This window comes from Pseudomonas sp. PsB, assembly GCF_043658375.1.
In the GTDB taxonomy this organism is placed as follows: domain Bacteria; phylum Pseudomonadota; class Gammaproteobacteria; order Pseudomonadales; family Pseudomonadaceae; genus Aquipseudomonas; species Aquipseudomonas putida_Z.
The window spans coordinates 71,784-96,031 of the sequence record NZ_JBIGLU010000014.1 but is presented as its reverse complement, the minus strand read 5'-3'; the positions used below and the strand labels follow the sequence as shown (position 1 = coordinate 96,031).

General features: G+C 63.9%; 21 protein-coding genes. 17 read left to right on the top strand and 4 right to left on the bottom strand.

The window, feature by feature from the left end:
- Window positions 1–142 precede the first annotated feature (142 nt).
- The 4 genes from ACGLHT_RS17750 to ACGLHT_RS17735 all read left to right on the top strand — a co-directional run bounded on the left by ACGLHT_RS17750 (window position 143) and on the right by ACGLHT_RS17735 (window position 4,572).
- A complete protein-coding gene (locus ACGLHT_RS17750; RefSeq protein ID WP_025339033.1) occupies window positions 143–1,303 on the top strand; it encodes a glycine betaine/L-proline ABC transporter ATP-binding protein in 1,161 nt (386 codons plus the stop codon).
- A 19-nt stretch (window positions 1,304–1,322) separates the two neighbouring features.
- Complete coding sequence (gene proW / locus ACGLHT_RS17745) at window positions 1,323–2,276, top strand: glycine betaine/L-proline ABC transporter permease ProW (protein WP_025339034.1); 954 nt, start codon at window positions 1,323–1,325, stop codon at window positions 2,274–2,276.
- A gap of 70 nt (window positions 2,277–2,346) precedes the next feature.
- A complete protein-coding gene (gene proX, locus ACGLHT_RS17740; protein ID WP_075045175.1) occupies window positions 2,347–3,375 on the top strand; it encodes a glycine betaine/L-proline ABC transporter substrate-binding protein ProX in 1,029 nt (342 codons plus the stop codon).
- A gap of 141 nt (window positions 3,376–3,516) precedes the next feature.
- On the top strand, window positions 3,517–4,572 hold the full coding sequence (locus ACGLHT_RS17735) for a GlxA family transcriptional regulator (RefSeq protein ID WP_274120536.1): 1,056 nt from the start codon (window positions 3,517–3,519) through the stop codon (window positions 4,570–4,572).
- Window positions 4,573–4,746: 174 nt separating this feature from the next.
- Here the strand turns inward: ACGLHT_RS17735 and ACGLHT_RS17730 are convergent, their stop codons facing one another.
- The gene (locus ACGLHT_RS17730; RefSeq protein WP_249352834.1) at window positions 4,747–5,478 is read right to left on the bottom strand and encodes an RHS repeat-associated core domain-containing protein; all 732 of its coding nucleotides are present in this window, start codon (window positions 5,476–5,478) and stop codon (window positions 4,747–4,749) included.
- Between the two features lie 483 nt (window positions 5,479–5,961).
- On the opposite strand from ACGLHT_RS17730, the gene ACGLHT_RS17725 reads away from it, so the two are divergent.
- The 13 genes from ACGLHT_RS17725 (at window position 5,962) to ACGLHT_RS17665 (ending at window position 20,036) form a co-directional block, all read left to right on the top strand.
- Window positions 5,962–6,918, top strand: coding sequence for an AraC family transcriptional regulator (locus ACGLHT_RS17725; protein WP_274120537.1), 957 nt, complete (start codon window positions 5,962–5,964; stop codon window positions 6,916–6,918).
- A 159-nt stretch (window positions 6,919–7,077) separates the two neighbouring features.
- The gene (benA, locus tag ACGLHT_RS17720; RefSeq protein ID WP_046614216.1) at window positions 7,078–8,436 is read left to right on the top strand and encodes a benzoate 1,2-dioxygenase large subunit; all 1,359 of its coding nucleotides are present in this window, start codon (window positions 7,078–7,080) and stop codon (window positions 8,434–8,436) included.
- A complete protein-coding gene (gene benB / locus ACGLHT_RS17715; protein ID WP_004374327.1) occupies window positions 8,433–8,918 on the top strand; it encodes a benzoate 1,2-dioxygenase small subunit in 486 nt (161 codons plus the stop codon). Before benA ends, benB begins: the two co-directional genes overlap by 4 nt.
- A gap of 72 nt (window positions 8,919–8,990) precedes the next feature.
- Window positions 8,991–10,001, top strand: a complete 1,011-nt coding sequence (gene benC / locus ACGLHT_RS17710; RefSeq protein ID WP_025339040.1) for a benzoate 1,2-dioxygenase electron transfer component BenC — start codon at window positions 8,991–8,993, stop codon at window positions 9,999–10,001.
- Between the two features lie 199 nt (window positions 10,002–10,200).
- Window positions 10,201–10,962 (top strand): 1,6-dihydroxycyclohexa-2,4-diene-1-carboxylate dehydrogenase, encoded by a 762-nt coding sequence (locus tag ACGLHT_RS17705; protein ID WP_274120538.1) that lies wholly within the window; start codon window positions 10,201–10,203, stop codon window positions 10,960–10,962.
- Between the two features lie 58 nt (window positions 10,963–11,020).
- On the top strand, window positions 11,021–12,370 hold the full coding sequence (locus ACGLHT_RS17700; RefSeq protein ID WP_085664799.1) for an aromatic acid/H+ symport family MFS transporter: 1,350 nt from the start codon (window positions 11,021–11,023) through the stop codon (window positions 12,368–12,370).
- 30 nt (window positions 12,371–12,400) lie between these two features.
- Entirely contained in the window at window positions 12,401–13,315 is a 915-nt protein-coding gene (catA, locus tag ACGLHT_RS17695; protein ID WP_274120539.1) for a catechol 1,2-dioxygenase, read from the top strand.
- A 161-nt stretch (window positions 13,316–13,476) separates the two neighbouring features.
- The gene (locus tag ACGLHT_RS17690) at window positions 13,477–14,676 is read left to right on the top strand and encodes a benzoate/H(+) symporter BenE family transporter (protein WP_137163879.1); all 1,200 of its coding nucleotides are present in this window, start codon (window positions 13,477–13,479) and stop codon (window positions 14,674–14,676) included.
- A gap of 54 nt (window positions 14,677–14,730) precedes the next feature.
- The gene (locus tag ACGLHT_RS17685; RefSeq protein ID WP_025339045.1) at window positions 14,731–15,981 is read left to right on the top strand and encodes an OprD family porin; all 1,251 of its coding nucleotides are present in this window, start codon (window positions 14,731–14,733) and stop codon (window positions 15,979–15,981) included.
- A 210-nt stretch (window positions 15,982–16,191) separates the two neighbouring features.
- Window positions 16,192–17,268, top strand: a complete 1,077-nt coding sequence (locus tag ACGLHT_RS17680) for a metal-dependent hydrolase (RefSeq protein ID WP_274120540.1) — start codon at window positions 16,192–16,194, stop codon at window positions 17,266–17,268.
- Between the two features lie 3 nt (window positions 17,269–17,271).
- Window positions 17,272–17,964 carry a TraX family protein gene (locus tag ACGLHT_RS17675; RefSeq protein ID WP_274120541.1) on the top strand — a complete coding sequence of 231 codons (693 nt, stop codon included), beginning with the start codon at window positions 17,272–17,274 and terminating at the stop codon, window positions 17,962–17,964.
- A gap of 76 nt (window positions 17,965–18,040) precedes the next feature.
- Window positions 18,041–18,952, top strand: a complete 912-nt coding sequence (locus ACGLHT_RS17670; RefSeq protein WP_274120542.1) for a LysR family transcriptional regulator — start codon at window positions 18,041–18,043, stop codon at window positions 18,950–18,952.
- 100 nt (window positions 18,953–19,052) lie between these two features.
- On the top strand, window positions 19,053–20,036 hold the full coding sequence (locus ACGLHT_RS17665) for an LLM class flavin-dependent oxidoreductase (protein ID WP_274120543.1): 984 nt from the start codon (window positions 19,053–19,055) through the stop codon (window positions 20,034–20,036).
- 165 nt (window positions 20,037–20,201) lie between these two features.
- Here the strand turns inward: ACGLHT_RS17665 and ACGLHT_RS17660 are convergent, their stop codons facing one another.
- The 3 genes from ACGLHT_RS17660 to ACGLHT_RS17650 form a co-directional block, all read right to left on the bottom strand.
- Window positions 20,202–21,299 (bottom strand): alkene reductase, encoded by a 1,098-nt coding sequence (locus tag ACGLHT_RS17660; RefSeq protein WP_137163884.1) that lies wholly within the window; start codon window positions 21,297–21,299, stop codon window positions 20,202–20,204.
- A gap of 235 nt (window positions 21,300–21,534) precedes the next feature.
- Window positions 21,535–22,545, bottom strand: a complete 1,011-nt coding sequence (locus ACGLHT_RS17655; protein WP_025339051.1) for an aldo/keto reductase — start codon at window positions 22,543–22,545, stop codon at window positions 21,535–21,537.
- Between the two features lie 71 nt (window positions 22,546–22,616).
- Window positions 22,617–24,137, bottom strand: a complete 1,521-nt coding sequence (locus ACGLHT_RS17650; protein ID WP_274120544.1) for an FAD-dependent oxidoreductase — start codon at window positions 24,135–24,137, stop codon at window positions 22,617–22,619.
- Between the last annotated feature and the right edge of the window lie 111 nt (window positions 24,138–24,248).

Here is a 24,248-nt window from a genome sequence, read left to right as displayed (position 1 = left end):
TGAAGCAGGACATTCTGCGTGCCGGTTTTGACTCACGTTCGAATTTGAACGGACTGCCAAGCGTACTCGCACTGATCTCTACCCGCCTTATTGAAAGTGCGATGTTGAAAGATTGGTTAATAAGCATAATAAAGAGGGTCGTATGAGCCATGCCGATGAGATTCTTTCGGTAAAAAACATCTTCAAAGTGTTCGGTCCCAACCCGAACATGGCCATGGAGATGCTCCGCAAGGGGGCCGACAAGAACGAAATCTTCAGCAAGACCGGCCACGTCGTCGGCGTGTTCGATGCAAGCTTTTCCGTCAAGCGTGGCGAAATCTTCGTCATCATGGGCCTGTCCGGTTCGGGCAAGTCGACCATGGTGCGGCTGTTCAACCGCCTGATCGAGCCCACCTCCGGCAGCATTCACCTCAACGGCAAGGAAATCACCGGGCTCTCCGACAAAGCCCTGCTGGATGTGCGCCGCAAGGAAATGGGCATGGTGTTCCAGTCCTTTGCGCTGATGCCGCACATGAGCGTGCTGGAAAACACCGCGTTCGGCCTGGAGATTGCCGGCGTAGCGGAGGCCGAACGCCACAGCCGCGCCCGTGAAGCATTGAGCCAGGTTGGCCTGGCCGGCCATGAAAACAGCTACCCGCACCAGTTGTCTGGCGGCATGCAGCAGCGTGTAGGCCTGGCCCGGGCCCTGGCCAACGACCCGGCGATCCTGCTGATGGACGAGGCGTTCTCCGCGCTCGACCCGCTGATCCGCAGCGAAATGCAGGGCGAGCTGATCCGCCTGCAGGCCGAGCAGCAGCGCACCATCATCTTCATTTCCCACGACATCGAGGAAGCCATCCGCATCGGCCATCGCATCGCGATCATGGAAGGTGGCCGCGTGGTGCAGATCGGCACCCCGCAGGAGCTGATCAACCAGCCGGCCAACGACTACGTGCGCACCTTCTTCAAGAGCTTCGACAGCTCGCGGGTGCTCAAGGCCGGTGATGTGGCCAAGTTCGACCCGGCGGTGGTGTGCAAGGTCAACGGCAAGGCACCGAGCTTCCAGGCCGGCGTGCCGTTCGGCTACCTGGTCGATGACCGCGGGCAGTTGCTGGGCGTGGTCGACACCGACGCCAACGGCGCTACCGCCAGTGAGCGTTACAGCCTGCACGAGCAGTGCCCGGTATACACCGACACGCCACTGCACGAAGTGCTCGGAGTGGCGGCCGACCTGCCGTACCCGGTACCGGTGCTCGACCGCCAGGGCGCCTTCAAGGGCACGCTGTCGAAGAACGAGCTGTTGCAGACCCTGAGCCGCCACTAATACCCAGAGGTACACCCTCATGTCCGAATTCAGCATTCTCGACCCGTTCCAGGCGGCCACCATCCCCTTGGGCGACTGGGTCACCGCCACCCTGAACTTCCTGGTGCACAACTTCCGCGAGGTGTTCCGCGCCATCCGCTGGCCGATCGACCAGGTGCTCAATGGCATCGAGTTCACCCTGCAGAGCATCCCACCCACCATCGGCATCATCCTCTCCTCGCTGCTGGGCTGGCAGCTGGCCGGCAAGCGCATGGCCGTGCTGTGCTTCGTCACCCTGACCTTGCTAGGGCTGATCGGCGTATGGGCCGAATCCATGACCACCCTGGCGCTGGTGCTGACCTCGGTGTTCTTCTGCGCGGTCATCGGCATACCGCTGGGCATCCTGTGTGCCCGCAGCGACCGCCTGGAGCGCATCATCCGCCCGCTGCTCGACGCCATGCAGACCCTGCCGGCCTTCGTCTACCTGGTACCGGTGGTGATGCTGTTCGGTATCGGCAACGTGCCCGGCGTGCTGGTAACCATCGTGTTCGCCCTGCCGCCACTGGTGCGCCTGACCAACCTGGGCATTCGCCAGGTGCCGGAAGACAAGATCGAGGCCGCCCGTGCCTTCGGTTGCACCCCACGGCAGATGCTGACCCGCGTGCAGCTGCCGCTGGCCACCTCGACCATCATGGCCGGCCTCAACCAGACCCTGATGCTGTCGCTGTCGATGGTGGTGATCGCCTCGATGATTTCCGTCGGCGGCCTGGGCCAGATGGTCCTGCGCGGTATCGGCCGCCTCGACATGGGCCTGGCCACGGTCGGTGGCGTAGGGCTGGTGCTGCTGGCGATCTTCCTTGACCGCCTGACCCAGGCCATGGGCGCCCGCACCAGCGCCGACCCGAGCCTGCGCTGGTACCACACCGGCCCGGTAGGCGTGGTCATGCGCCTGTGTGGCGTGGCGCAACCGCAAGGGCGGCGCAAGACCGCCTGAGCACTGCAAGGCTTTTGAGACGTTCGATCTGCCGCACTTGAAGATAAAAATCAGAAGAAGGTAAGCGACGATGCACGAATCCAAGTTCTCCCGCAGCATCCTCAAATGCGCCACTGCGCTGACCCTGGTGGCAGCCGCGCTGGGCGCGCACGCCTCGGCCGAAAAACCGGGGGAGGGCGTGAAGGTTACGCCGATCTTCCCCTCCATCGCCGAAGAGCGCTTCCGTGGCGAAGTGGCCATGGAAGGCCTGCGCGAGCTGGGCTACAAGGTCCAGGAGCCTAAGGAGACCGAGTACGGCGTGATGATGGTGGCCCTGGCCAACGGCGATGCCGACTTCACCGTGCACCTGTGGGACAAACTGCACAACCAGTTTTACCAGCAGGCCGGTGGTGACGATGTGATGGTCAAGACCGGCGACATTCTGCCGGGCGTGGCCCAAGGCTACCTGATCGACAAGAAAACCGCTGACCAGTACAACATCAAGTACATCACCGACCTCAAAAAGCCAGAGATCGCCAAGCTGTTCGACACCGACGGTGACGGCAAGGCCGACATGACCGGTTGCAACCCGGGCTGGGGTTGCGAGCTGGTGATTGCCCACCACATGAAAGCCTACGACCTGGACAAGAGCATCACCGTCAACCAGGGCTCGTACTTCGCGCTGATGGCCGACACCATCACCCGTTACAAGGAAGGCAAGCCGATCTTCTACTTCACCTGGGTGCCACAGTGGATCGCCAGCGTGCTGGTCGAGGGCAAGGACGTGGTCTGGCTGGAAGTGCCGAAGACCGACCTGCCGGATGGCAAGAATGATGTCGACACGATGTACCACGGCAAAAACCTCGGCTTTGCCATCGACAAGGTGGTGGCCGTGCTGAACAAGGACTTTGCCGAAGAGAACCCGGCAGCGCTGAAGTTCCTGTCGCTGGTGCAGATCAGCACCGACGACGAGAGCAACCAGAACCTGAAGATGCAGCAGGGCGAGAAGAAGCCTGCCGACATCACCCGCCATGCCAAGGAATGGGTAGCGGCGCACCGCCAGCAGTTCGACCAGTGGCTGCAGGCATCGCGTGACGCTGCGGCCCAGGCTGGCAAGTAATCTGATCCATTAGCATTGGCTCCTTCGCGGGTGAACCCGCTCCCACAGGTACTGCACAGGCTCTGAATACTGTGCGATACCTGTAGGAGCGGGTTCACCCGCGAAGGGGGCAACGCGATTTCCGCTGTTGAGTTAATAGCCATGAGCCACTTCGAAAGCATCCTCAAGAACACCAACCTGGCCCACCTGGACCCGGCCATCCGCACTTCGCTGTCGATGCCATGCCAGCGTGTCGCCTTCGTCCTGCGCGAGCACTTCTCGATGATGGCCTTCACCGCCGCCATGGACAGTCTGGTCACCGCCAACCTGATGAGTGCCACGCCGTTGTTCCAGGTTCAGGTAGTGGGTGAGGGTCCCCAGGTGATGAGTGACCTTGGCATCGCCCTGCCGGTCAATACCCAGCTGGCCGACCTGGAGGTGCAAGGCCTGGACTGCCTGCTGGTGTGCGGCGGCTTCCGTGTGCGCCTGGAAACCGCACCGCTGCTGCGCGCCAGGCTGCGTCAGGCCGACCAGCACGGCTGCCAGCTGGGCGGTTTGTGGAACGGTGCCTACTTCCTGGCCGAAGCCGGTTTGCTCAACGACCATGATTGCGCCTTCCACCCCGATGGCCGGGCGATGATGAGCGAGCTGTTCCCCAAGGTGCGCATCAGCCGCCAGGCCCATGTGCTGGATCGCCGGCGCATGAGCTGCGCGGGTGCTAGTAGCGCGCTGGACATGATGCTGGCGCTGCTTGAACAGTGCGGTGGCGTAGCGTTGCGCCGCGCCGTGGAGCAGATGCTGGCATGCGACCGGGCGCGGGTACTGAGTGATGCACCTGCCAGCTCGCCGGAAATCGACCCCAGCCTGCCCAACGGCGTGCGCCTGGCCCTGGAGCTGATGCACGCCAATATCGAAGACCCGATCGGCATCGACGAGATCGCCGAGCATGCCGGCTTGTCCAGGCGGCATCTGGAGCGCCTGTTCCGCCGGCATGTGCAGGCCACGCCGCCGCGTTACTATCTGGAGCTGCGGTTGACCCATGCACGGCAGTTGCTGCAGCACACCAGCAAGTCATTGACCGAAGTGGCGGTGGCCAGCGGGTTTGTCAGCTTCCCGCATTTCTACCGGCGCTTCCGTGAGCTGTTCGCCATTGCCCCGCGGCAGTACCGGGCAAGGAGCCAAGGGTGGGCAGGGCGGCAGGATGTGGCTGTGCACTGAACTTTCGGTTGCCTGTGCCGGCCTCTTCGCGGTTATTGCACAGGTGTTGCGGCAGTGGTGATCTCTGTGGGAGCGGGTTCACCCGCGAAGAGGCCGGCACAGAAAAACACCGTTCGATAACCGAACATCTTCCGTCAGTATCGTTGAGAGGCTGTACGCAATTAATACTGCTGTCTATGAACGCTTACGAGCTTCGGTCATTTTTCGGAGGTCGCTGTTGCTCTGGATGATGTGTGAGCTTTGGCTGAATGGATTGTAGAGTTCAGCTTGCATGTTAGTGGTGTCACCAAAGACCCTCTGGTCGTTCAAGCCAGACAGAGCATTTGAAGGCGCGGGGGCATAATGGATCACCGAAACTTCATGTCTGACGGCGAGTTGTTTTAGCATGTTTTGTGCGAGTTCGGTTTTATTGATTGCCTGTCGATCCACCAGGAAATTCACAAGCGTTAAAGGTAGTTGTTTTTTTGTCGTGCTGACTAATTCATTGACATCTTTAATGAACTCGGTAAGCTTGGGGCGCGCTTTGCGGTCTAGCATCATGACATTCAGCGTGACAGGGTTGCCTTCTCCAGCGTCAGTGACATACCAGTTGTATGATTTGTATTGGCCAACGGCTTTGGTTCCACCTGACTGATACAGCTTTTTTAATGCCGTACGACCTGTTGGGTCGGTATTGTTTATGGGGTCGCCAAGTACGTATGCGTAACTGTTCAAGCCGCCTGACTGGAATGGGCTGAGTTTGTCAGGGCTGACGAAGCGGCAAAAATCAGGGCAGTAAGCTCGGTAGCCGTTACCCAGAAAATAGAAGCCGGTAAGTTGGTCTTGATGTTCGCCATTGAAACCAATTCTCGAACTTGAGGTTGTTGATCTAAAACCATAGCACATATAGGAGTTCTGATGTGACACGGGATATCCTCAGCATGACAGATGCAATAAGCATGATTATAAAGTGCTTTCCTGATGTCGCTACTGTCAGAAATGTCAGGTAGCCTGACTTACCAGGGCGGCAGGATGTGGCTGTGCATTTACCTTTCGGTTGCCTGTGCTGGCCTCTTCGCGGGTAAACCCGCTCCCACAGGTATTGCACAGGTCTTGCGGCAGTGGTGATCTCTGTGGGAGCGGGTTCACCCGCGAAGAGGCCAGCACAGGAAAACACCGTTCGATAACCGAACATCTCTCCCGTCATGAACGTCCGCTATCCGCCCACCCATTCCCAAGGTCGCATTGCCCAACCCCCGCCTTTTTGCTTAAGTGTGCCCATCCACCGGTTGTCGCCTGCCCCCGCGACCCGCAACCGGCTCGATAGAATGACCGTGACGACCGCAACCACAGCCCCACCGGGCCGTAGGAAGCGGCGACCAGAACAATAACGATCCGAGTGCCTTGCCTATGGAAAGCCGCCTGCTGAGCGAGCGCAGTAGCGTGTTTCATCACGCCGACCCTTATGCTGTGTCCGATTATGTCAACCAGCACGTAGGCCAGCATTGCATCGGTCTGTCCCGCACCACTCATCCGCAAGCCAGCCTCAGCCACCGCAAGTTCGCCGAACTCGACCTGTGCCGCATCAGCTACGGCGGCAGCGTGCGCGTTACCTCGCCGGCACTGGAGACCATCTACCACCTGCAGGTGCTGCTCAACGGCAACTGCCTGTGGCGCGGGCACAAGCGCGAGCATCACCTGGTGCCGGGCGAGCTGCTGCTGATCAATCCCGACGACCCGGTTGACCTGACCTACTCGGAAGACTGCGAAAAATTCATCCTCAAGGTGCCGACCCGGCTACTGGACTCGATCTGCGACGAACAGCGCTGGCACCGCCCCGATGGCGGGGTGCGGTTCTTGCGCAACCATTACCGGCTGAACGAACTGGACGGGTTCGTCAACCTGTTGGCCATGGTCTGCCAGGAGGCAGAGGTGAGCGATTCGCTGCCCAGGGTGCAGGGCCACTACAGCCAGATCGTCGCCAGCAAGCTGCTGACCTTGATGAGCACCAATATCCGCCGCGAAAGCCTGGGTTCGCCGGGTGCAAGCCTTGAACGGATCATCGACCACATCGACCGCAACCTGAAGCTTGAACTGACAGCTGAAGCACTGGCGGAGCAGGCGTGCATGAGCCTGCGCTCGTTGTATGCATTGTTCGACCGGCATCTGCAGACCACGCCCAAGCAGTATGTGCGCCAGCGCAAGCTGGAGCAGGTACATGCCTGCCTGGGTGATGCCAGTTGCGCGGTACGCAGCGTGACCGAACTGGCCATGGATTATGGCTTCATGCACCTAGGGCGGTTTTCCGAGGTGTATCGGCAGCAGTTTGGCGAGTTGCCCTCGGAAACCTTGCGTAATCGGCGCTGAGCCGCACCGGCCTCTTCGCGGGTAAACCCGCTCCCACAGTGCCCCGCAGAAACACCAGCCTGCACAAAACGGATAGCACCGCGCACAAACCGGATATTCCCGCCCAATACCAATCCCTAACCTGACCAGGTCTAAACAATAACAAGGGAGACCCTGGCCATGTCCCTGGGATTCGACTACCTCAATGCCTTGCTCGAGGACGACCGTGAAAAGGGCATCTACCGCTGCAAGCGCGAGATGTTCACCGACCCACGCCTGTTCGACCTGGAGATGAAACACATCTTCGAGGGCAACTGGATCTACCTGGCCCACGAAAGCCAGATCCCCGAGAAAAACGACTTCCTCACCCTGACCATGGGGCGCCAGCCGATTTTCATCGCGCGCAACAAGGACGGTGAGCTCAATGCCTTCCTCAACGCCTGCAGCCACCGCGGCGCCATGCTGTGCCGGCACAAGCGTGGCAACCGTTCCAGCTACACCTGCCCGTTCCACGGTTGGACCTTCAACAACAGCGGCAAGCTGCTCAAGGTCAAGGATCCAAGCAACGCCGGCTACCCCGACAGCTTCAACTGCGACGGCTCCCACGACCTGACCAAGGTGGCGCGCTTCGAGTCGTACCGGGGCTTCCTGTTCGGCAGCCTGAATGCCGACGTCAAGCCGCTGGTCGAGCACCTGGGCGAATCGGCCAAGATCATCGACATGATCGTCGACCAGTCGCCGGAAGGCCTGGAAGTGCTGCGCGGTGCCAGCTCGTACATCTACGAAGGCAACTGGAAGCTCACTGCCGAGAACGGCGCCGACGGCTACCACGTCAGTTCCGTGCACTGGAACTACGCCGCCACCCAGAACCAGCGCAAGCAGCGCGAGGCGGGTGAAGAGATCAAGACCATGAGCGCCGGCGCCTGGGCCAAGCAGGGCGGTGGCTTCTACTCCTTCGACCACGGCCACCTGCTGTTGTGGACCCGCTGGGCCAACCCCGAGGACCGCCCGGCCTACGAGCGCCGTGACCAGCTGGCCGCCGACTTCGGCCAGGCCCGTGCCGACTGGATGATCGAGAACTCGCGCAACCTGTGCCTGTACCCGAACGTGTACCTGATGGACCAGTTCAGCTCGCAGATCCGCATCGCCCGGCCGATTTCGGTGAACAAGACCGAAATCACCATCTACTGCATCGCACCGAAAGGCGAGAGCGCCGATGCCCGCGCCAAGCGCATTCGCCAGTACGAAGACTTCTTCAACGTCAGCGGCATGGCCACCCCGGATGACCTGGAGGAGTTCCGCTCGTGCCAGACCGGCTACGGCGGCGGCACCGGCTGGAACGACATGTCCCGCGGCGCTGCGCACTGGGTGGAAGGCGCCGACGAGGCGGCCAGGGAGATCGAACTCAAGCCGCTGCTGTCGGGCGTACGCACCGAGGACGAAGGCCTGTTCGTGCTGCAGCACAAGTATTGGCAGGACACCATGATCCAGGCCCTGAAGGACGAACAGCAACTGATCCCCGTGGAGGCCGTGCAATGAGCCTTTATGAAACCGTGCGCGACTTCCTCTACCGCGAAGCGCGCTACCTGGACGATGCCCAGTGGGACCAGTGGCTGGAGCTGTACGCCAGCGATGCCAGCTTCTGGATGCCGAGCTGGGACGATGACGACACCCTTACCGAAGACCCACAAAGCGAAATCTCGCTGATCTGGTACGGCAACCGTGGCGGCCTGGAAGACCGGGTGTTCCGCATCAAGACCGAGCGCTCCAGTGCGACCGTGCCCGACACCCGCACCTCGCACAACATCAGCAACATCGAGATCGTCGAGCAGGGCGAGGGCAGCTGCCAGGTGCGCTTCAACTGGCACACCCTGAGCTTCCGCTACAAGACCACCGACAGTTACTTCGGCACCAGCTTCTACACCCTCGACCTGCGCGGCGAGCAGCCGCTGATCAAGGCCAAGAAAGTGGTGCTGAAGAACGACTACGTGCGCCAGGTCATCGACATCTACCACATCTGATCCAGGGTTTTGCGAGCGCTGCCCGGTGCGTCCTCCGACGTGCCGTGGCCCGGCTCGCCCGCGAGGTGCAACATGAGCTACCAGATCGCACTGAATTTCGAAGACGGGGTGACCCGCTTCATCGAGGCCACCGGCCATGAAACCGTGGCCGATGCCGCCTATCGCCAGGGCATCAACATCCCGCTGGACTGCCGCGACGGCGCCTGCGGTACCTGCAAGTGCAAGGCCGAGTCCGGGCGCTACGACCTGGGCGACAACTTCATCGAAGACGCCCTGAGCGAAGACGAAGTCGCCGAAGGCTACGTACTGACCTGCCAGATGCGCGCCGAAAGCGACTGCGTCATCCGCATCCCGGCCTCGTCGCAGCTGTGCAAGACCGAGCAGGCCAGTTTCGAGGCTGCCATCAGCGATGTCCGCCAGCTGTCGGCCAGCACCATTGCCCTGTCGATCAAGGGCGAGGCCCTCAGCCGCCTGGCCTTCCTGCCGGGGCAGTATGTCAACCTCAAGGTGCCGGGCAGCGAGCAGAGCCGTGCCTATTCGTTCAGCTCGCTGCAGAAGGACGGCGAGGTCAGCTTCCTGATCCGCAACGTGCCGGGCGGGCTGATGAGCAGCTTCCTGACCAACCTGGCCAAGGCCGGCGACAGCATGACCCTGGCCGGGCCGCTGGGCAGCTTCTACCTGCGGCCGATCCAGCGCCCGCTGTTGCTGCTGGCCGGTGGCACCGGCCTGGCGCCGTTCACCGCGATGCTGGAGAAGATCGCCGAGCAAGGCAGCGAGCACCCGCTGCACCTGATCTACGGCGTGACCAACGACTTCGACCTGGTCGAGCTCGACCGCCTGCAGGCGCTGGCGGCGCGCATCCCCAACTTCACCTTCAGCGCCTGCGTGGCCAACCCGGACAGCCAGTACCCGCAGAAGGGCTACGTGACCCAGCACATCGAACCGCGCCACCTGAACGATGGTGATGTGGATGTGTACCTGTGCGGCCCGCCACCGATGGTCGAGGCGGTCAGCCAGTACGTGCGCGAGCAGGGCATTACCCCGGCGAACTTCTACTACGAGAAGTTCGCGGCGGCGGCCTGAGGTTTTGCCAGGGCCGCCTGTCTCGTGCCGATGAGGGCGGCCTCCATTCAATTGACTGTCAGATTGCTGGGGCCGCGGTGCGGCCCTTTCGCGACACAAGGCCGCTCCTACAGGGGACCGCGGTGCTTGTAGGAGCGGCCTTGCGTCGCGATGGAGGGCGCAGCCCTCCCGGCAATGCTGGACTGAGTAGGAGATCGAGATGAACAACCGATTCCAAGGCAAGGTCGCCCTGGTCACTGGTGCCGCCCAGGGCATCGGCCGTGGCGTGTGCTGGCGGCTCAAGGCCGAAGGCGCGCAAGTGGTCGCGGTAGACCGCTCCGAACTGGTTCACGAACTGGCCGGCGAGGGCATGCTCACCCTCACTGCCGACCTGGAACAACACGCCGACTGCGCCCGGGTCATGGCCAGCGCGGTTGAAGCATTCGGCCGCCTCGACATCCTGGTCAACAACGTCGGCGGCACCATCTGGGCCAAGCCCTTCGAACACTACGAAGTGGACCAGATCGAAGCCGAAGTACGCCGTTCGTTGTTCCCCACCCTGTGGTGCTGCCATGCCGTACTGCCGTACATGCTCGAACGCGGCAGCGGCGCCATCGTCAACGTCTCGTCCATTGCCACCCGTGGCGTCAACCGCGTGCCCTATGGCGCGGCCAAGGGCGGCGTCAACGCGCTGACTGCGTGCCTGGCCTTCGAAACTGCCGGCCGGGGCATCCGGGTCAACGCCACCGCTCCCGGCGGCACCGAAGCGCCACCCCGGCGCGTGCCGCGCAACAGTGCCGAGCAGACCGAACAGGAAAGGCACTGGTACCAGCAGATCGTCGACCAGACCCTCGACAGCAGCCTGATGCACCGCTACGGCAGCATCGACGAGCAGGTCGGCGCGATCCTGTTCCTCGCTTCCGACGAAGCCTCGTACATCACCGGCGTGACCTTGCCGGTAGGGGGCGGCGACCTCGGCTGAGCGACACCCACAAGGCAAAGAGCTTTCTTTCACAACAAAAACAAGAGCGACAGATGCCATGCGAACCCTTGACGTACACCCGATCATCGATAACGCGCGCTTTACCCCGTTCCACTGGATGGTCATGGCCTGGTGCGGCCTGCTGCTGATCTTCGACGGCTATGACCTGTTCATCTACGGCGTGGTACTGCCGGTCATCATGAAAGAGTGGGGCCTGACCCCGTTGCAGGCCGGTGCACTGGGTAGCTATGCGCTGTTCGGCATGATGTTCGGCGCCCTGGCGTTCGGCAGCCTGGCCGATCGTATCGGGCGCAAGAAGGGCATCGCCATCTGTTTCGCCTTGTTCTCCGGGGCGACCATCCTCAACGGGTTTGCCAGCAGCCCGAGCGAGTTCGGCATCTACCGCTTCATTGCCGGCCTGGGCTGTGGCGGCCTGATGCCCAACGCCGTGGCACTGATGAACGAGTACGCGCCCAAGCGCCTGCGCAGCACGCTGGTGGCGATCATGTTCAGTGGCTACTCGCTGGGCGGCATGCTCTCGGCGGGTGTCGGCATCTTCATGCTGCCGCGTTTCGGCTGGGAATCGATGTTCTTCGCCGCAGCGGTGCCACTGCTGCTGTTGCCGGTGATCCTCTACCACCTCCCGGAATCGATCGGTTTCCTGGTGCGCCAGGGCCGTACCGGCGAGGCCCGCAAGCTGCTCAAGCGGCTGGACCCGGATTGCGACCTGCAACCTGACGATGTACTGGTCGCCCCTGTGGGAGCGGGCTTGTCCCGCGAAAGGGCCGGCAAGTTCACCGCTGTAGTCGAACTGTTCCGCAACGGCCTGGCCATTCGCACCCTGGCGCTGTGGCTGGCGTTCTTCTGCTGCCTGCTGATGGTCTACGCGCTCAGTTCCTGGTTGCCGAAGCTGATGGCCAACGCCGGCTACAGCCTGGGCTCGAGCCTGTCGTTCCTGCTGGCGCTGAACTTCGGGGGCATGGCCGGGGCGATCCTCGGCGGCTGGCTGGGCGACCGCTACAACCTGGTCAAGGTCAAGGTGGCGTTCTTCATTGCCGCCGCGCTGTCGATCAGCCTGCTGGGCGTCAACAGCCCGATGCCAGTGCTGTACCTGCTGATCTTCATTGCCGGCGCCACCACCATCGGCACGCAGATCCTGCTGTATGCCGGCGCCGCCCAGCTGTACGGGCTATCGGTGCGTTCCACCGGGCTGGGCTGGGCCTCGGGCATCGGCCGTAACGGCGCCATCGTCGGCCCGCTGCTGGGTGGTGCGCTGATGGGCATCAACCTGCCCCTGCAACTCAATTTCATCGCCTTCGCCATCCCCGGCGCAATTGCCGCGCTGGCCATGGCCGTGCACCTGGCCAGCGGCCGTCGGCATGCCCAGGCCATTGCGGCGCAGGCGTAACTCCAGAACAACAACATGAGGTAACCCACCATGACCGTGAAAATTTCCCACACTGCCGAGGTACAGCAGTTCTTCGAAGAGGCCGCAGGCTTTGGCAACGATGCCGGCAGCCCACGCCTGAAGCGCATCGTGCAGCGCCTGCTGCAAGACACCGCGCGGCTGATCGAAGACCTGGAAATCAGCGAGGACGAGTTCTGGCATGCCGTCGACTACCTCAACCGCCTGGGCGGCCGCGGTGAGGCGGGGCTGCTGGTGGCGGGGCTGGGCATCGAGCACTTCCTCGACTTGTTGCAGGATGCCAAGGACCAGCAGGCAGGCCTGGTCGGCGGCACCCCACGCACCATCGAAGGCCCGCTGTACGTGGCCGGTGCGCCCATCGCCGAAGGTGAAGTGCGCATGGACGACGGCAGCGAGGAGGGCGTTGCCACGCTGATGTACCTGGAGGGCCAGGTGCTCGACCCGCAAGGCCGGCCGCTGCCGGGGGCCACGGTCGACCTGTGGCATGCCAATACCCGTGGCACTTATTCGTTCTTCGACCAGAGCCAGTCCGAGTACAACCTGCGTCGGCGCATCGTCACCGATGCCCAAGGGCGCTACCGCGCGCGCTCCATCGTGCCGTCAGGCTATGGCTGCGACCCGCAGGGGCCGACCCAGGAGTGCCTGGACCTGCTGGGCCGCCATGGCCAGCGCCCGGCGCATGTGCACTTCTTCATCTCGGCGCCTGGGCACCGGCACCTGACCACGCAGATCAACCTGGCCGGGGACAAGTACCTGTGGGATGACTTTGCCTATGCCACGCGCGATGGGCTGGTGGGCGAGGTGGTGTTCGTCGAGGGCGAGGCGGGGCGGCATGCCGAGTTGAAATTCGACTTCCAGTTGCAGCAGGCCCGGGGCGGTGCCGATGAGCAGCGCAGTGGGCGGCCGCGGGCGTTGCAGGAGGCCTGATCCACCCAGTTGGCTTCTTCGCGGGTGAACCCGCTCCCACAGGTACGGCGCAAATGCTGGAACCTGTGTAGTCCCTGTGGGAGCGGGTTTACCCGCGAAGAAGGCAACACAAGAACAAGAGCCGGTCACCTAGCCCGGCCAGATGCCTTGCGAGAGGTGCCATGAAAACCCTGATCAAGGACAGTTCACTGTCCGCCATCGTCGCCGGCTGCATCGCCACGATGATCTCCTACGCAGGCCCCTTGGTGATCATCTTCCACGCCGCAGAAGCCGCCGGCCTGTCCCATCGGCAACTGTCCTCCTGGGTCTGGGCAGTGTCCATGGGCAGCGCCGTGCTTGGCGCGCTGCTCAGCCTGCGCTATCGGGTGCCGGTGGTGATCGCCTGGTCGATCCCCGGCTCGGCGCTGCTGGTCACCGCCTTGCCGCAACTGGGCCTGGAACAGGCCGTAGGCGCCTACCTGGTGGCCAACCTGGTTTTGCTGCTGATCGGCATCAGCGGGGCCTTCGACCGCATCATCGCGCGCCTGCCAGGCTCCATCGCCGCCGGCATGCAGGCCGGCATCCTGTTCAGCTTCGGCATCGAGGTGTTCCGCGCCTTGCCGGTGCAACCGCTGCTGGTACTGGCAATGTTCGTCACCTACGTGCTGATGCGCCGGCTGCAGCCGCGCTACGCCGTGGCGGCGGTGCTGTGCGTGGGCACGGTGGTGACTGTGGCCAGCGGGGCGTTTCGCAGCGAGGCGCTGGTGCTGGAGCTGGCGTCGCCGCAGTGGGTCACCCCGCAGTTCAGCCTGGCAGCGGTATTCAGCCTGGCACTGCCACTGGTGCTGGTGGCCCTGACCGGGCAGTTCATGCCGGGCATGGCGGTGCTGCGCAACGCCGGCTACCCCACGCCGGCCAGCCCGATCATCAGTGCCAGCGCCCTGGCCGGTGCCGCGCTGGCGCCGTTCGGTTGCCACGGGCTGAACCTGGCGGCGGTCACCGCCAGCCTGTGCACTGGCCATGAAGCCCATGAAAACCCACGGCGACGCTATGTCGCGGCGGTGGCTGGCAGTGCGCTGTACCTGCTGCTGGGGATCGCCGGGGCCACGCTGATGTCGCTGTTCGCAGCATTCCCCGCCGCCCTGATCGCCGCCCTGGCCGGGCTGGCCCTGTATGGCGCCATCAGCGAAGCCCTGGCCCGCAGCCTGGCGGAACCAACAGAACGCGATGCCGGGCTGTTCACTTTTCTGGTCACCGCTTCGGGGGTGGCCTTCCTGGGCCTGTCGGCAGCGTTCTGGGGCCTGCTGTTCGGCCTGCTGAGCCATGGTTTGCTCAGGCTGCGCCAGCCACGCGCCAGGGAGGTGCTGCGCCGTACCCCATGAACCGCCGTGCTTCCAACGCTTTACCCATAAAAACAAGATCAAGAGAGCTTCGGAATGAACCACACCCCTTGCGTCGCCCTGGGCCTGACTTTGCTCAGCCAACCGTTGCTGGCCGCCGAAGGCGGCTTCTTCGAAGATTCGAAGGCCACCCTGAGTGCCCGTAACTACTACTTCAGCCGCGACTTCTCCGACATCGTCGGGGCCAACCGGCAATCCAAGGCCGAGGAGTGGGCCCAGGGCTTCATCCTCGACTTCAAGTCGGGCTACACACCGGGCACGGTCGGCTTTGGCATTGATGCCCTGGGCCTGCTGGGCATCAAGCTCGACAGCAGCCCCGACCGCACCAACACCGGCTTGCTGCCGGTGCACGGCGATGGCCGCGCCGCCGACGAATACAGCCGCCTGGCGCCCACCTTCAAGGCCCGGTTGTCCAGGACCGAATTGCGCGTCGGCGAACTGCAACCCAACCTGCCGGTGCTGACCTTCAGCGACATCCGCCTGTTGCCTCCCACCTACCAGGGCGCAAGCCTGAGTTCGGCGGAAATCGACGGCCTGACCGTGCAGGCCGGGCACCTGAAAAGCACCCACCTGCGCAACGAAGGCGGCGACGGCAAGATGAACGCCATGCTCGGCCATGTGCCGATGCGCCAGGCAGAAAGCGATGCCTTCAACTACCTGGGCGGGGACTATGCGTTCAATGCCAACCAGAGCAGCGTCAGCCTGTGGTACGGGCAGCTGGAGGACATCTATGAACAGGGCTTTGTCGGCCTCAAGCACAGCAAGCCCGTAGGCAACTGGGTGCTCAGCGCCAACCTGGGGTATTTCACTGCGCGCGAGGATGGCGATGCGTTGCTCGGCAACATCGACAACCAGGCGTTTTTCTCGATGTTCACGGCCCGGCATGGCGGGCACAGCTTCCATGCCGGCTACCAGGGCATTTATGGCGACAGCCCGTTCCCACGGGTATTCGCCAACATCTCGCCGCTGGGTAACGAAGTGCCGACCTATGAGTTCGCCTACACCGACGAACGCTCGTACCAGGTGCGCTACGACTACAACTTCGCGGCCATGGGCGTGCCGGGGCTGACGGCGACCGTGCGCTATATCACCGGTAACAATGTCGACACTGGGCTGGGTTATGAAGGGCGCGACCGCGAGCGCGACCTGGACATCGGTTACGCCGTGCAGGGCGGGGTGCTGAAGGGGCTGGGGATCCGGGTGCGCAATGCCATGGCCCGGTCCAACTACCGCAGCGACATCGACGAGAACCGCTTGACGCTGGTGTACACCTGGCAGTTGTTCTGACGCATCCAGGGTGCCTGCGGGACCTTTGTAGGAGCGGGCGCGCCCGCTCCCACACGGTACGCGGACCGCTTGCGCACTGAGTTATCTATGCGACAGCGCAGCCCAAAGGGCTGGGCCATCTCCCACAATGAAAGCCCATAACCAAGGGAATTGCGCATCAGGGCAGGATGAAGGTAGCTTCTGGAAACCACCTTTTCAGGAATGCCACCCTTGGACTCCATCACCCAGGCCGTACTCGGCGCAGCCCTGCAAGGTACCGTACTCGGCCGCATCCAGGGCCGCCGCTCGCTGCTGTATGGCGCGGCGCTGGGCACGCTTCCTGACCTGGACGTGATCATCCGCTACGCCGACCCGGTGTCGCAGATGACCTACCACCGCGGCTTTTCTCATTCCCTGTTCGTGCTCACCGGGCTGGCCTTGCTGCTGGCCTGGCTGGTCAACAAGTGCTGGCCAGGCAAAGGCTATACCTTGCCCAGGCTGTTCCTGGCGTTCTGGCTGGTGCTGGTCACCCACCCGTTGCTCGACGCCTTCACGGTCTACGGCACGCAGTTGTTCTGGCCCTTGCAGGCCACCCCGGAAAGCTGGGCCGCGGTGTTCATCATCGACCCGGTCTACACCGTGCCGCTGCTGGCCGCGGTGACCTACGCAATCATCAAAGGGCTGACCAACAAGGCTACGCAGCTACTCACCTTGGCCCTGGTATTCAGCGCAGCCTACCTGGGTTTCGGCCTGGCCGGACGCATGGCGGCCGAGCAGCGTTTCCAGGCTGCCCTCGATCGCCAGGGTATCGCCGTCAACGAGGTACGTGCCGTGCCGATAGCTTTCAACAGCCTGGTCTGGCGGGTGCTGGCCAAGACCCCGGATGGCGATTACTACGAAGGCATCAGCAGCGGGTTCGACCAGCAAGCGCCAGAAATGCAGCGTTTGCCGCGTAATCTGCAACTGGCGCAAGCGCTGGCCGGGCACCCGTTGCACCAGCGTTTGCGCTGGTTCACCGATGACTGGCTGCGCTACGACCAGGTCGGCGATGCGCTGGTGGTCAGCGACCTGCGCATGGGCATCCCGGGGAACTACACGTTCCGCTTCAACATGGCCCACCGAGACAGCCAGGGGCACTGGATTGCCGATGTGCCGTCGATGTGGAAGGGCGCTGGACCAGGGGCGGCGTTCAACGGCGACGACCTGGTGCTGATCTGGCGACGGATCGTCGAGCAGCAGCCACCTTTGCCGCTGGCTGCCTGGACCGACCGTTACCTGGGGCCTGGCGCAGTCGAGCCCGGGCGCTGAGGCATGCGATCAGCCGGGCTGGACCTGGTCAAGTGGACGGCGATGCTGACCATGGTCGCCGACCACCTGCGTTTCCTGTGGCCTGCTGCTGATGGCCTGTTCGTACTGGGCCGGTTGGCGTTTCCGCTGTTCTGCCTGGCCATTGCAGTGAATGTGGGGCGTGCCAGGGGCGGGGCGCTGTATACCCGCGGCAACCTGCGTTATATGGGGTTGATGCTGGTGTTCGCGGTGCTGTCGGAGCCTGTATACCGTTGGCTGGACAGTGGTTCGCCAACGTTCAGCGTGATGCCGACCCTGGTGTTGGGCTTGCTGGTTGCCTGGGGCGTGCATCATCCATCGAGGTCGGCGCGCGTGCTAGGCGTTGCCGGTCTGTTTGCAGGGTGGTTGTTCAGCGAACAGCTGATGTACGGGCTGCCGGGGGTGATGCTGCCGGGCGCCTGGTTGATGGCCCGCCGCAAGGGAGGGGCGGCCTGGGTGTTGCCTTGCCTGTTGGCCATGGGTGGGAACCTGACCAACAGTTGGTTGCGGGAACATCTGTTGGCGCCCATTACCGTGCTGACGCTGATTGCTGCAGCCTTGGCCATTCCGGTCGGGTTGCTGTTGCTGCGTCATGATGATTGGCGGGTGCCAGCCGTCGGGCGTTGGGGCTACCTGTTCTATCCGGTGCATTTATTGGCGATCAAGGTTTTCGCTTGATCGCTCTCGACGGTCCTGCTTGCATTTCACAAATCCATACCCATCTAAACCGGCCGCACCAGACTCAGGAACCCCCATGGAACCCAACCGCTTCGGCGACATCGCCGCCTTCGTCAGCGCCGCGAAGGCCGGCAGTTTTACCGCCGCCGCCGCCACCTTGGGCCTGACGCGTTCGGCGGTGGGCAAGAGCATCGCTCGCCTGGAGGCGCGCATGGCCGTGCGCCTGCTCAACCGCACCACGCGCAAGCTGAGCCTGACCGACGAGGGCCTGGTGGCCTACGAGCGCTGGCGGCAGATTCTGGATGACCTGGACGAGGTGGAAAGCACCATGGCCCAGCGCCGTGGCAAGCCCACCGGCACCCTGCGCCTGACAGCACCCCTGTCGTTCGGCCAGCGCCATGTGCTGCCGATTCTCGACCGCTACCTGAAGCAGTGGCCCGAGCTGCGCGCGGATATCCGCTTCACCGACCGTTTCGTCGACCTGGTCGAGGAGGGTATCGACGTTGCGGTGCGTATCGGTGCACCGAAGGAAGACTCGCAACTGTTGACGCGCACGGTGGCCTGGCAGCAGTTCGTCACCTGCGCCTCGCCCGCATACCTGAATGCACGCGGCGTACCGCAGGTGCCCGGCGACCTCTACGGCCACGACAAGATCGCCTTCCTGGCTGGTGAAAAGGCCATGCCGTGGCGCTTCCATACCGAAGCGGGGCTGCACTTGTGCGAAGACCCCGGGCGGCTGAACATCGACAGCTCCGAGGCGATGCTCGACGGCGCGCGGGCGGGTTTCGGGCTGATTCACCTGCCCACCTACATTACCGGCGACGACCTGCGCGCCGGCACCCTGGTGGAGGTGCTGCAAGCCTATCGGCCGCCAGCGGACCCGATTCGCATCGTCTACCCAAGCAAGCGCCACCTGTCGCCACGGGTACGCGGCTTCATCGACCTGCTGGTAGCCAGCTGGGAACCGGGCGTGCCCTGGGAATACTGATTGGGGAATGGCAGGCCCCTATGCCGGGCCTGAAGCCGGGTTTATCACTGGCTGCGCAGCAGGGAAACTGGCAGTCACTGATAATCCCTGTGGAGACCCCATGACTGCACTGTCCGTACTGGACCTGGTCATGATCGGCGAAGGCAAGACCTTCGCCGATGCGATCGAAGAGTCCCGCCAACTGGCGCGCCATGTCGAGCAACAGCACTACAGCCGCTACTGGATCGCCGAACACCACGACATGCCAGGCATCGGCTCGGCCGCCACGTCACTGGTCATCAACGAAATCGCCAACGCCACCCGGCATATCCGCGTCGGCGCCGGTGGCATCATGCTGCCCAACCACGCGCCGCTGGTGGTGGCCGAACAGTTCGGCACGCTCGACACCCTGCACCCTGGCCGCATCGACCTGGGCCTCGGGCGTGCGCCGGGCAGCTCCGGGCCGACCGTGCGCGCCTTGCGTGGTGCTGCGCCAGAGCGCGACTTCAGCCAGGACATCGCCGAGCTGCGCGACTACCTGGCCGACAACGGCCAGCGCCGCGTGCGCGGTGTGCCGGGCAAGCATGACATCCCGGTGTGGATCCTCGGCTCCAGCCTGTTCGGCGCCGACCTGGCAGCGAAACTGGGCCTGCCCTATGCCTTTGCCTCACACTTTGCCCCGCGCTACCTGCTGCAGGCCATTGCCCACTACCGGGCCAACTTCCAGCCTTCGGCACAACTGGCCAAGCCATATGTGATGGTGGGCATGAACCTGTTCGCCGCCGACAGCGACGCCGAGGCGGATTACCTGGCCAGCTCCCATCGCAAGTGGATGCTGGACCTGCATGTCGGGCGCTTCGGCCTGTTGCCCAAGCCGCAGGAGGGGTATGTCGAAGGCCTGCCGGACCATGAGCGCGCGGTACTTGAGCAGGTGATGGCCTGCACTGTGGCCGGCGGGCCGGAGCGGGTAAGGGAAGGGTTGCGCACGCTGATCGAGCAGACCGGTGCGGATGAACTGATGATCGACTGCCGCATCCACGACCCGCTGGCGCGGCAGCGTTCGCATGCCTATGCCGCGCAGGCCCTGGCTGAACTGAGGTCTTGAAAGTTGTGGGGGGCCGTGTAGGAGCGGCCTTGTGTCGCGAAAGGGCCGCAAAGCGGCCCCCGGTTTTGTTGCCAATGTGCGGATCACTGGGGCTGCTTCGCAGCCCGTTCGCGACACAAGGCCGCTCCTACAGGTACCGAGCCAGTCGTGAATCAGGCTTCAGCATCAAGCCTGCTTGAGGAACGGATAATCCGTATACCCCTCAGCCCCATTGGCATAGTCGAACTGCGCCCGGTGCGCATTCAACGGCGCCTGCACCCGCAGCCGCTCTACCAGGTCCGGGTTGGCAATGAAGCTGCGCCCGAACGCTACGGCATCGATCAAGCCACGCCCGATCAGGTCTTCGCCTTTCTCGGCGGTGTAGGCACCGGCAGCAATGATCACCCCCGGGTAGGCTGCACGAATCGCCTGGCGGAATTCGTCACGCAGCGGCTTGCCGCCAGCCCAGTCCGGTTCGGACAGGTGCAGATAGGCAAGGTTGCGCTTGGCCAGTTCGCGTATCAGGTACAGGCCTGCGGCTTCCTGGTCCTCGCCATTGTCCACGCCATTGAAACCACCCAGCGGGAACACACGGATGCCCACGCGCTCGGGGCTCCAGTTGGCAATCGCCGCGTCCACTGCTTCAAGCACGATACGCGCACGGTTCTCGTCGCTGCCGCCGTAGCGGTCTTCGCGGTGGTTGGCGCTGGGGGTGAGGAACTGGTGCAGCAGGTAGCCGTGGGCGGCGTGCAGCTCGATGAAGTCGAACCCGGCTTCACGGGCGTTGGCCGCCGCCTGGCCGAAGTCGGCAACGATGCCGGCGATTTCCGCCTCGCTCAGCGCCCGCGGCGCAGAGGTTTCCACACGCATCAGGTTGCCGTGCTCGTCACGCAGGGTGGTGCGGGCAGCGGCCGGCAGCGCCGAAGGTGCCACCGGAGCTTCGCCACCGGGTTGCAAGGAAGTGTGCGATACCCGCCCGGTGTGCCACACCTGCACGGCGCTATGGCCGCCATCGGCGTGGATGCCTTCGTTGACACGCTTCCAGGCGGCGATCTGCTCGGCGCTGTGGATGCCTGGCGAGCCGGAATAGCCTTTGGCCTGGAAGGAAATCTGCGTGGCTTCGGTGATGATCAGCCCGGCGCTGGCGCGTTGGCGGTAGTACTCGGCCATCAGCGAGGTAGGTACGTCACCCGGCTCGAGGCTGCGCAGGCGGGTGAGGGGGGCCATGAATACCCGGTTGGGCAGGGTGAGCGGGCCGACTTTCAGGGGTTGCAAGAGTTTCATTGCTGCTCCAGAGGTGGAAAACCAATGGTGCGCACGATACCGAGGTGATTGGGGAAAGGGGGGACCGGGAGCCCGGCATTGGGCTCCCCAATGATTTGTTCCAGCAGCTTGGATGTCGCCTGTTCCGGCCTCTTCGCGGGTAAACCCGCTCCCACAGGGGTTGCACAGGCCCTGAAGGCATAGGTGATCCTGTGGGAGCGGGTTTACCCGCGAAGAGGCCAGGACAGGAGCCCGATCAGCTACGGGCCAACCGCCCACTCACATAATGCGCCACATCATTGAACCCCGGTGTCGACGCATGCCCCGGCGTGACCAGCGAATCAATGAACGCTTCATCCTCCGCGGTAATCTTCACCGCCAGCGCGCCGCCATAGGTATCCCACTGTTCTTCCGTCCGCGGCCCGACAATCGCCGAACTGACCAGCCGATTGTTCAGCACCCAGGCAATCGCGAACTCGACGATACCCACGCCCTTGGCCTCCACATAGGCCTGGATCTGCCGGGCGATGGCCAGCGACTCCTGGCGCCATTCCACCTCCATGATGCGCTTGTCCTGGCGCCCGGCCCGGCTACCGGCATCCGGCACCGCCCCCGGCGCATACTTGCCGCTGAGCACGCCCCGCGCGAGCGGGCTGAACGGCACCACGCCCAGGCCATGGGCGCCGGCTGCGGTGAGTTGCTCCGGCTCGGCCTGGCGGTTGACGATGTTGTACAGCGGCTGGCTCACCACTGGCCTGGGCACGCCCAGGCGTTCGGCAATGTGGCAGGCCTCGGCGATGCGCCAGCCGCGGAAGTTGGACACGCCCCAGTAGCGGATCTTGCCCTGGCGCAGCAAGTCGCCGATGGCCTGTACGGTTTCTTCCAGCGGCACCTTGTGGTCTTCACGGTGCAGGTAGTAGATGTCCAGGTAGTCCATGTCCATGCGCGTCAGCGTGGCCTCCAGGGCATTGAAGATGTGCTTGCGCGACAGCCCGCTGCGGTTGGGCAGGCCATCGGCCGGGCCGAAGCCCACCTTGCTGGCCACGATCCAGTCCTGGCGATGGCGAGCCACCGCTTCGCCGACGATTTCCTCCGCGCGCCCGGCGTTGTACACGTCTGCGGTGTCGATGAAGTTGATGCCCTGGTCCCAGGCCTTGTCGATGATGCGCAGGGCGTCCTCGGTGCTGGTCTGCTCGCCGAACATCATGCTGCCCAGGGTAAGGGCGGAAACCTGCAGGCCACTGTGGCCGAGGGGGCGGTAGATCATGCGCTTGGGTCCTTGTGCAGTCGGCTGATCTTCCCGTTTTACACACAACCGGGGCGCAATGAAAGGCAGCCTCAACCGATCAGCGCCAAGGCCTCCTGCAGGCTCAACGGGCGCTTCAGGCGTTGCGACAACGTCGCCATGGCATCGGAATAGCCCTTGGCGATGACCGCCTCGACCCGCTCATCCACGCATTGCAAAGCGATGAAGTCGCCTTTTTCCGGTTCGCCGACGAACTCGATGCGGTTCCAGTCCCGCGCGTGGCCCAGTACTTCGTAGGTGCGGCCGTGCTGGTAGGTCCAGAAGAACGGCACGTCGGCATAGCGGCGCTGCTCGCAGAGCATGTTGGCGGCGGCGATCACTCCATGTTGCTGGGCCAGCCGCCAGTGTTCGATACGCACCGGGCGCCCGCTGAGCGGAAAGGTGGCGATATCCCCTGCGGCCCACAGGCCATCTGCAGCGCGCATTTCAGCGTCGACTTGCACCGACTTGTCCTCGGTCAGCAGCACCCCCTGGATGAAAGCGGTCGCCGGTCTGACCCCGGTGCCCAGCAGCACCAATGGCGTCTGTAGCCGTTCACCGTTGGCCAGCAGCACGGCCTCGACCTTGCCCTGGCCCTCGATCCGCTCGACCTCGGTGGGGCCGTGGAAGGTGACCCCCTTGCGTTCGTGCAACTCGCGGATGCTACGGCCGATGCGCTCGCCCAGTTGCCGGGCCAGGGGGACCTCATGGCGGGTGACCAGGTGCACCTGCACACCGTACTTGCGCAAGGCCGAGGCGGCCTCAAGGCCGATGAAACCGTCGCCGACTATCACTGCCGGCTGGCCGGGCTCGGCAGCGTCCAGCAGGTGCGCGGCATCCTCCCGTGAGCGCAGGGTAAATACCCCGGGCAGGTCGACGCCCGGGATATCGGGCCGCAGCGCCTTGCCGCCGGTGGCCAGCAGGCAGGCGTCATAGTCGATCTGCTGGCCGTCGGCCAGGGTGATCTGGCGTTTCTGGGTGTTCAGGGTGCGCACCTTGCCATGCTTGCGCTCCAGCTGGCCCTTGCGCAGGGCGTCGGCATCGAGCAGGGCCGGCACCTCATCGGGCGGCATCTGCCCGGCGATCACGAATTTGCTCAGGGAAGTACGATCGTAGGCTGGCTGACGCTCCTGATCGACCCAGACCAGGCGGCCGGCAAAGCCATGGGCCAGCAGGGTGGCGACTGCGGCGCTGCCCGCGGCACCGGCGCCGACCACCACGAAACAGCGGGCGTCGCTGTGGCGGGGCGGCTCGGTTCTGGGCAGGGGTTGGTCGTCGACCCAGACCTCGTCGTCCTTGACCCAGGTTTTGTAGCGGCGCAGGTCGGCCAGGGCCGGCGGCTCGCAGACCGCGCCCTCGTCCACGGCGAACGCGGCCTTGTGCCAGGGGCACACCAGCAGGCCGCCGCACACCACGCCTTCATTAAGTGGCGCGCCTTCGTGGGGGCAGTTGCCCTGATAGGCGTGCACCTGGTCGCCCTGGCGGATGAGGATGATCTCCTCGTTGCCGGCCTGGACGCGCAGGGGGCGGTGTTCGTCGAGTTGGGCCAGGCGGGCCACGGCGTGCTGGGTCATGGGGGTTCTCCAAAGGGACCTTTGGAACCATTTGACGCCTGGGTCGGGGAGGGGATGCGTTGAGCTGACGATCGGTGGAGGGGGGGGATTGTGTGTGGTCTGGGCGGGCCT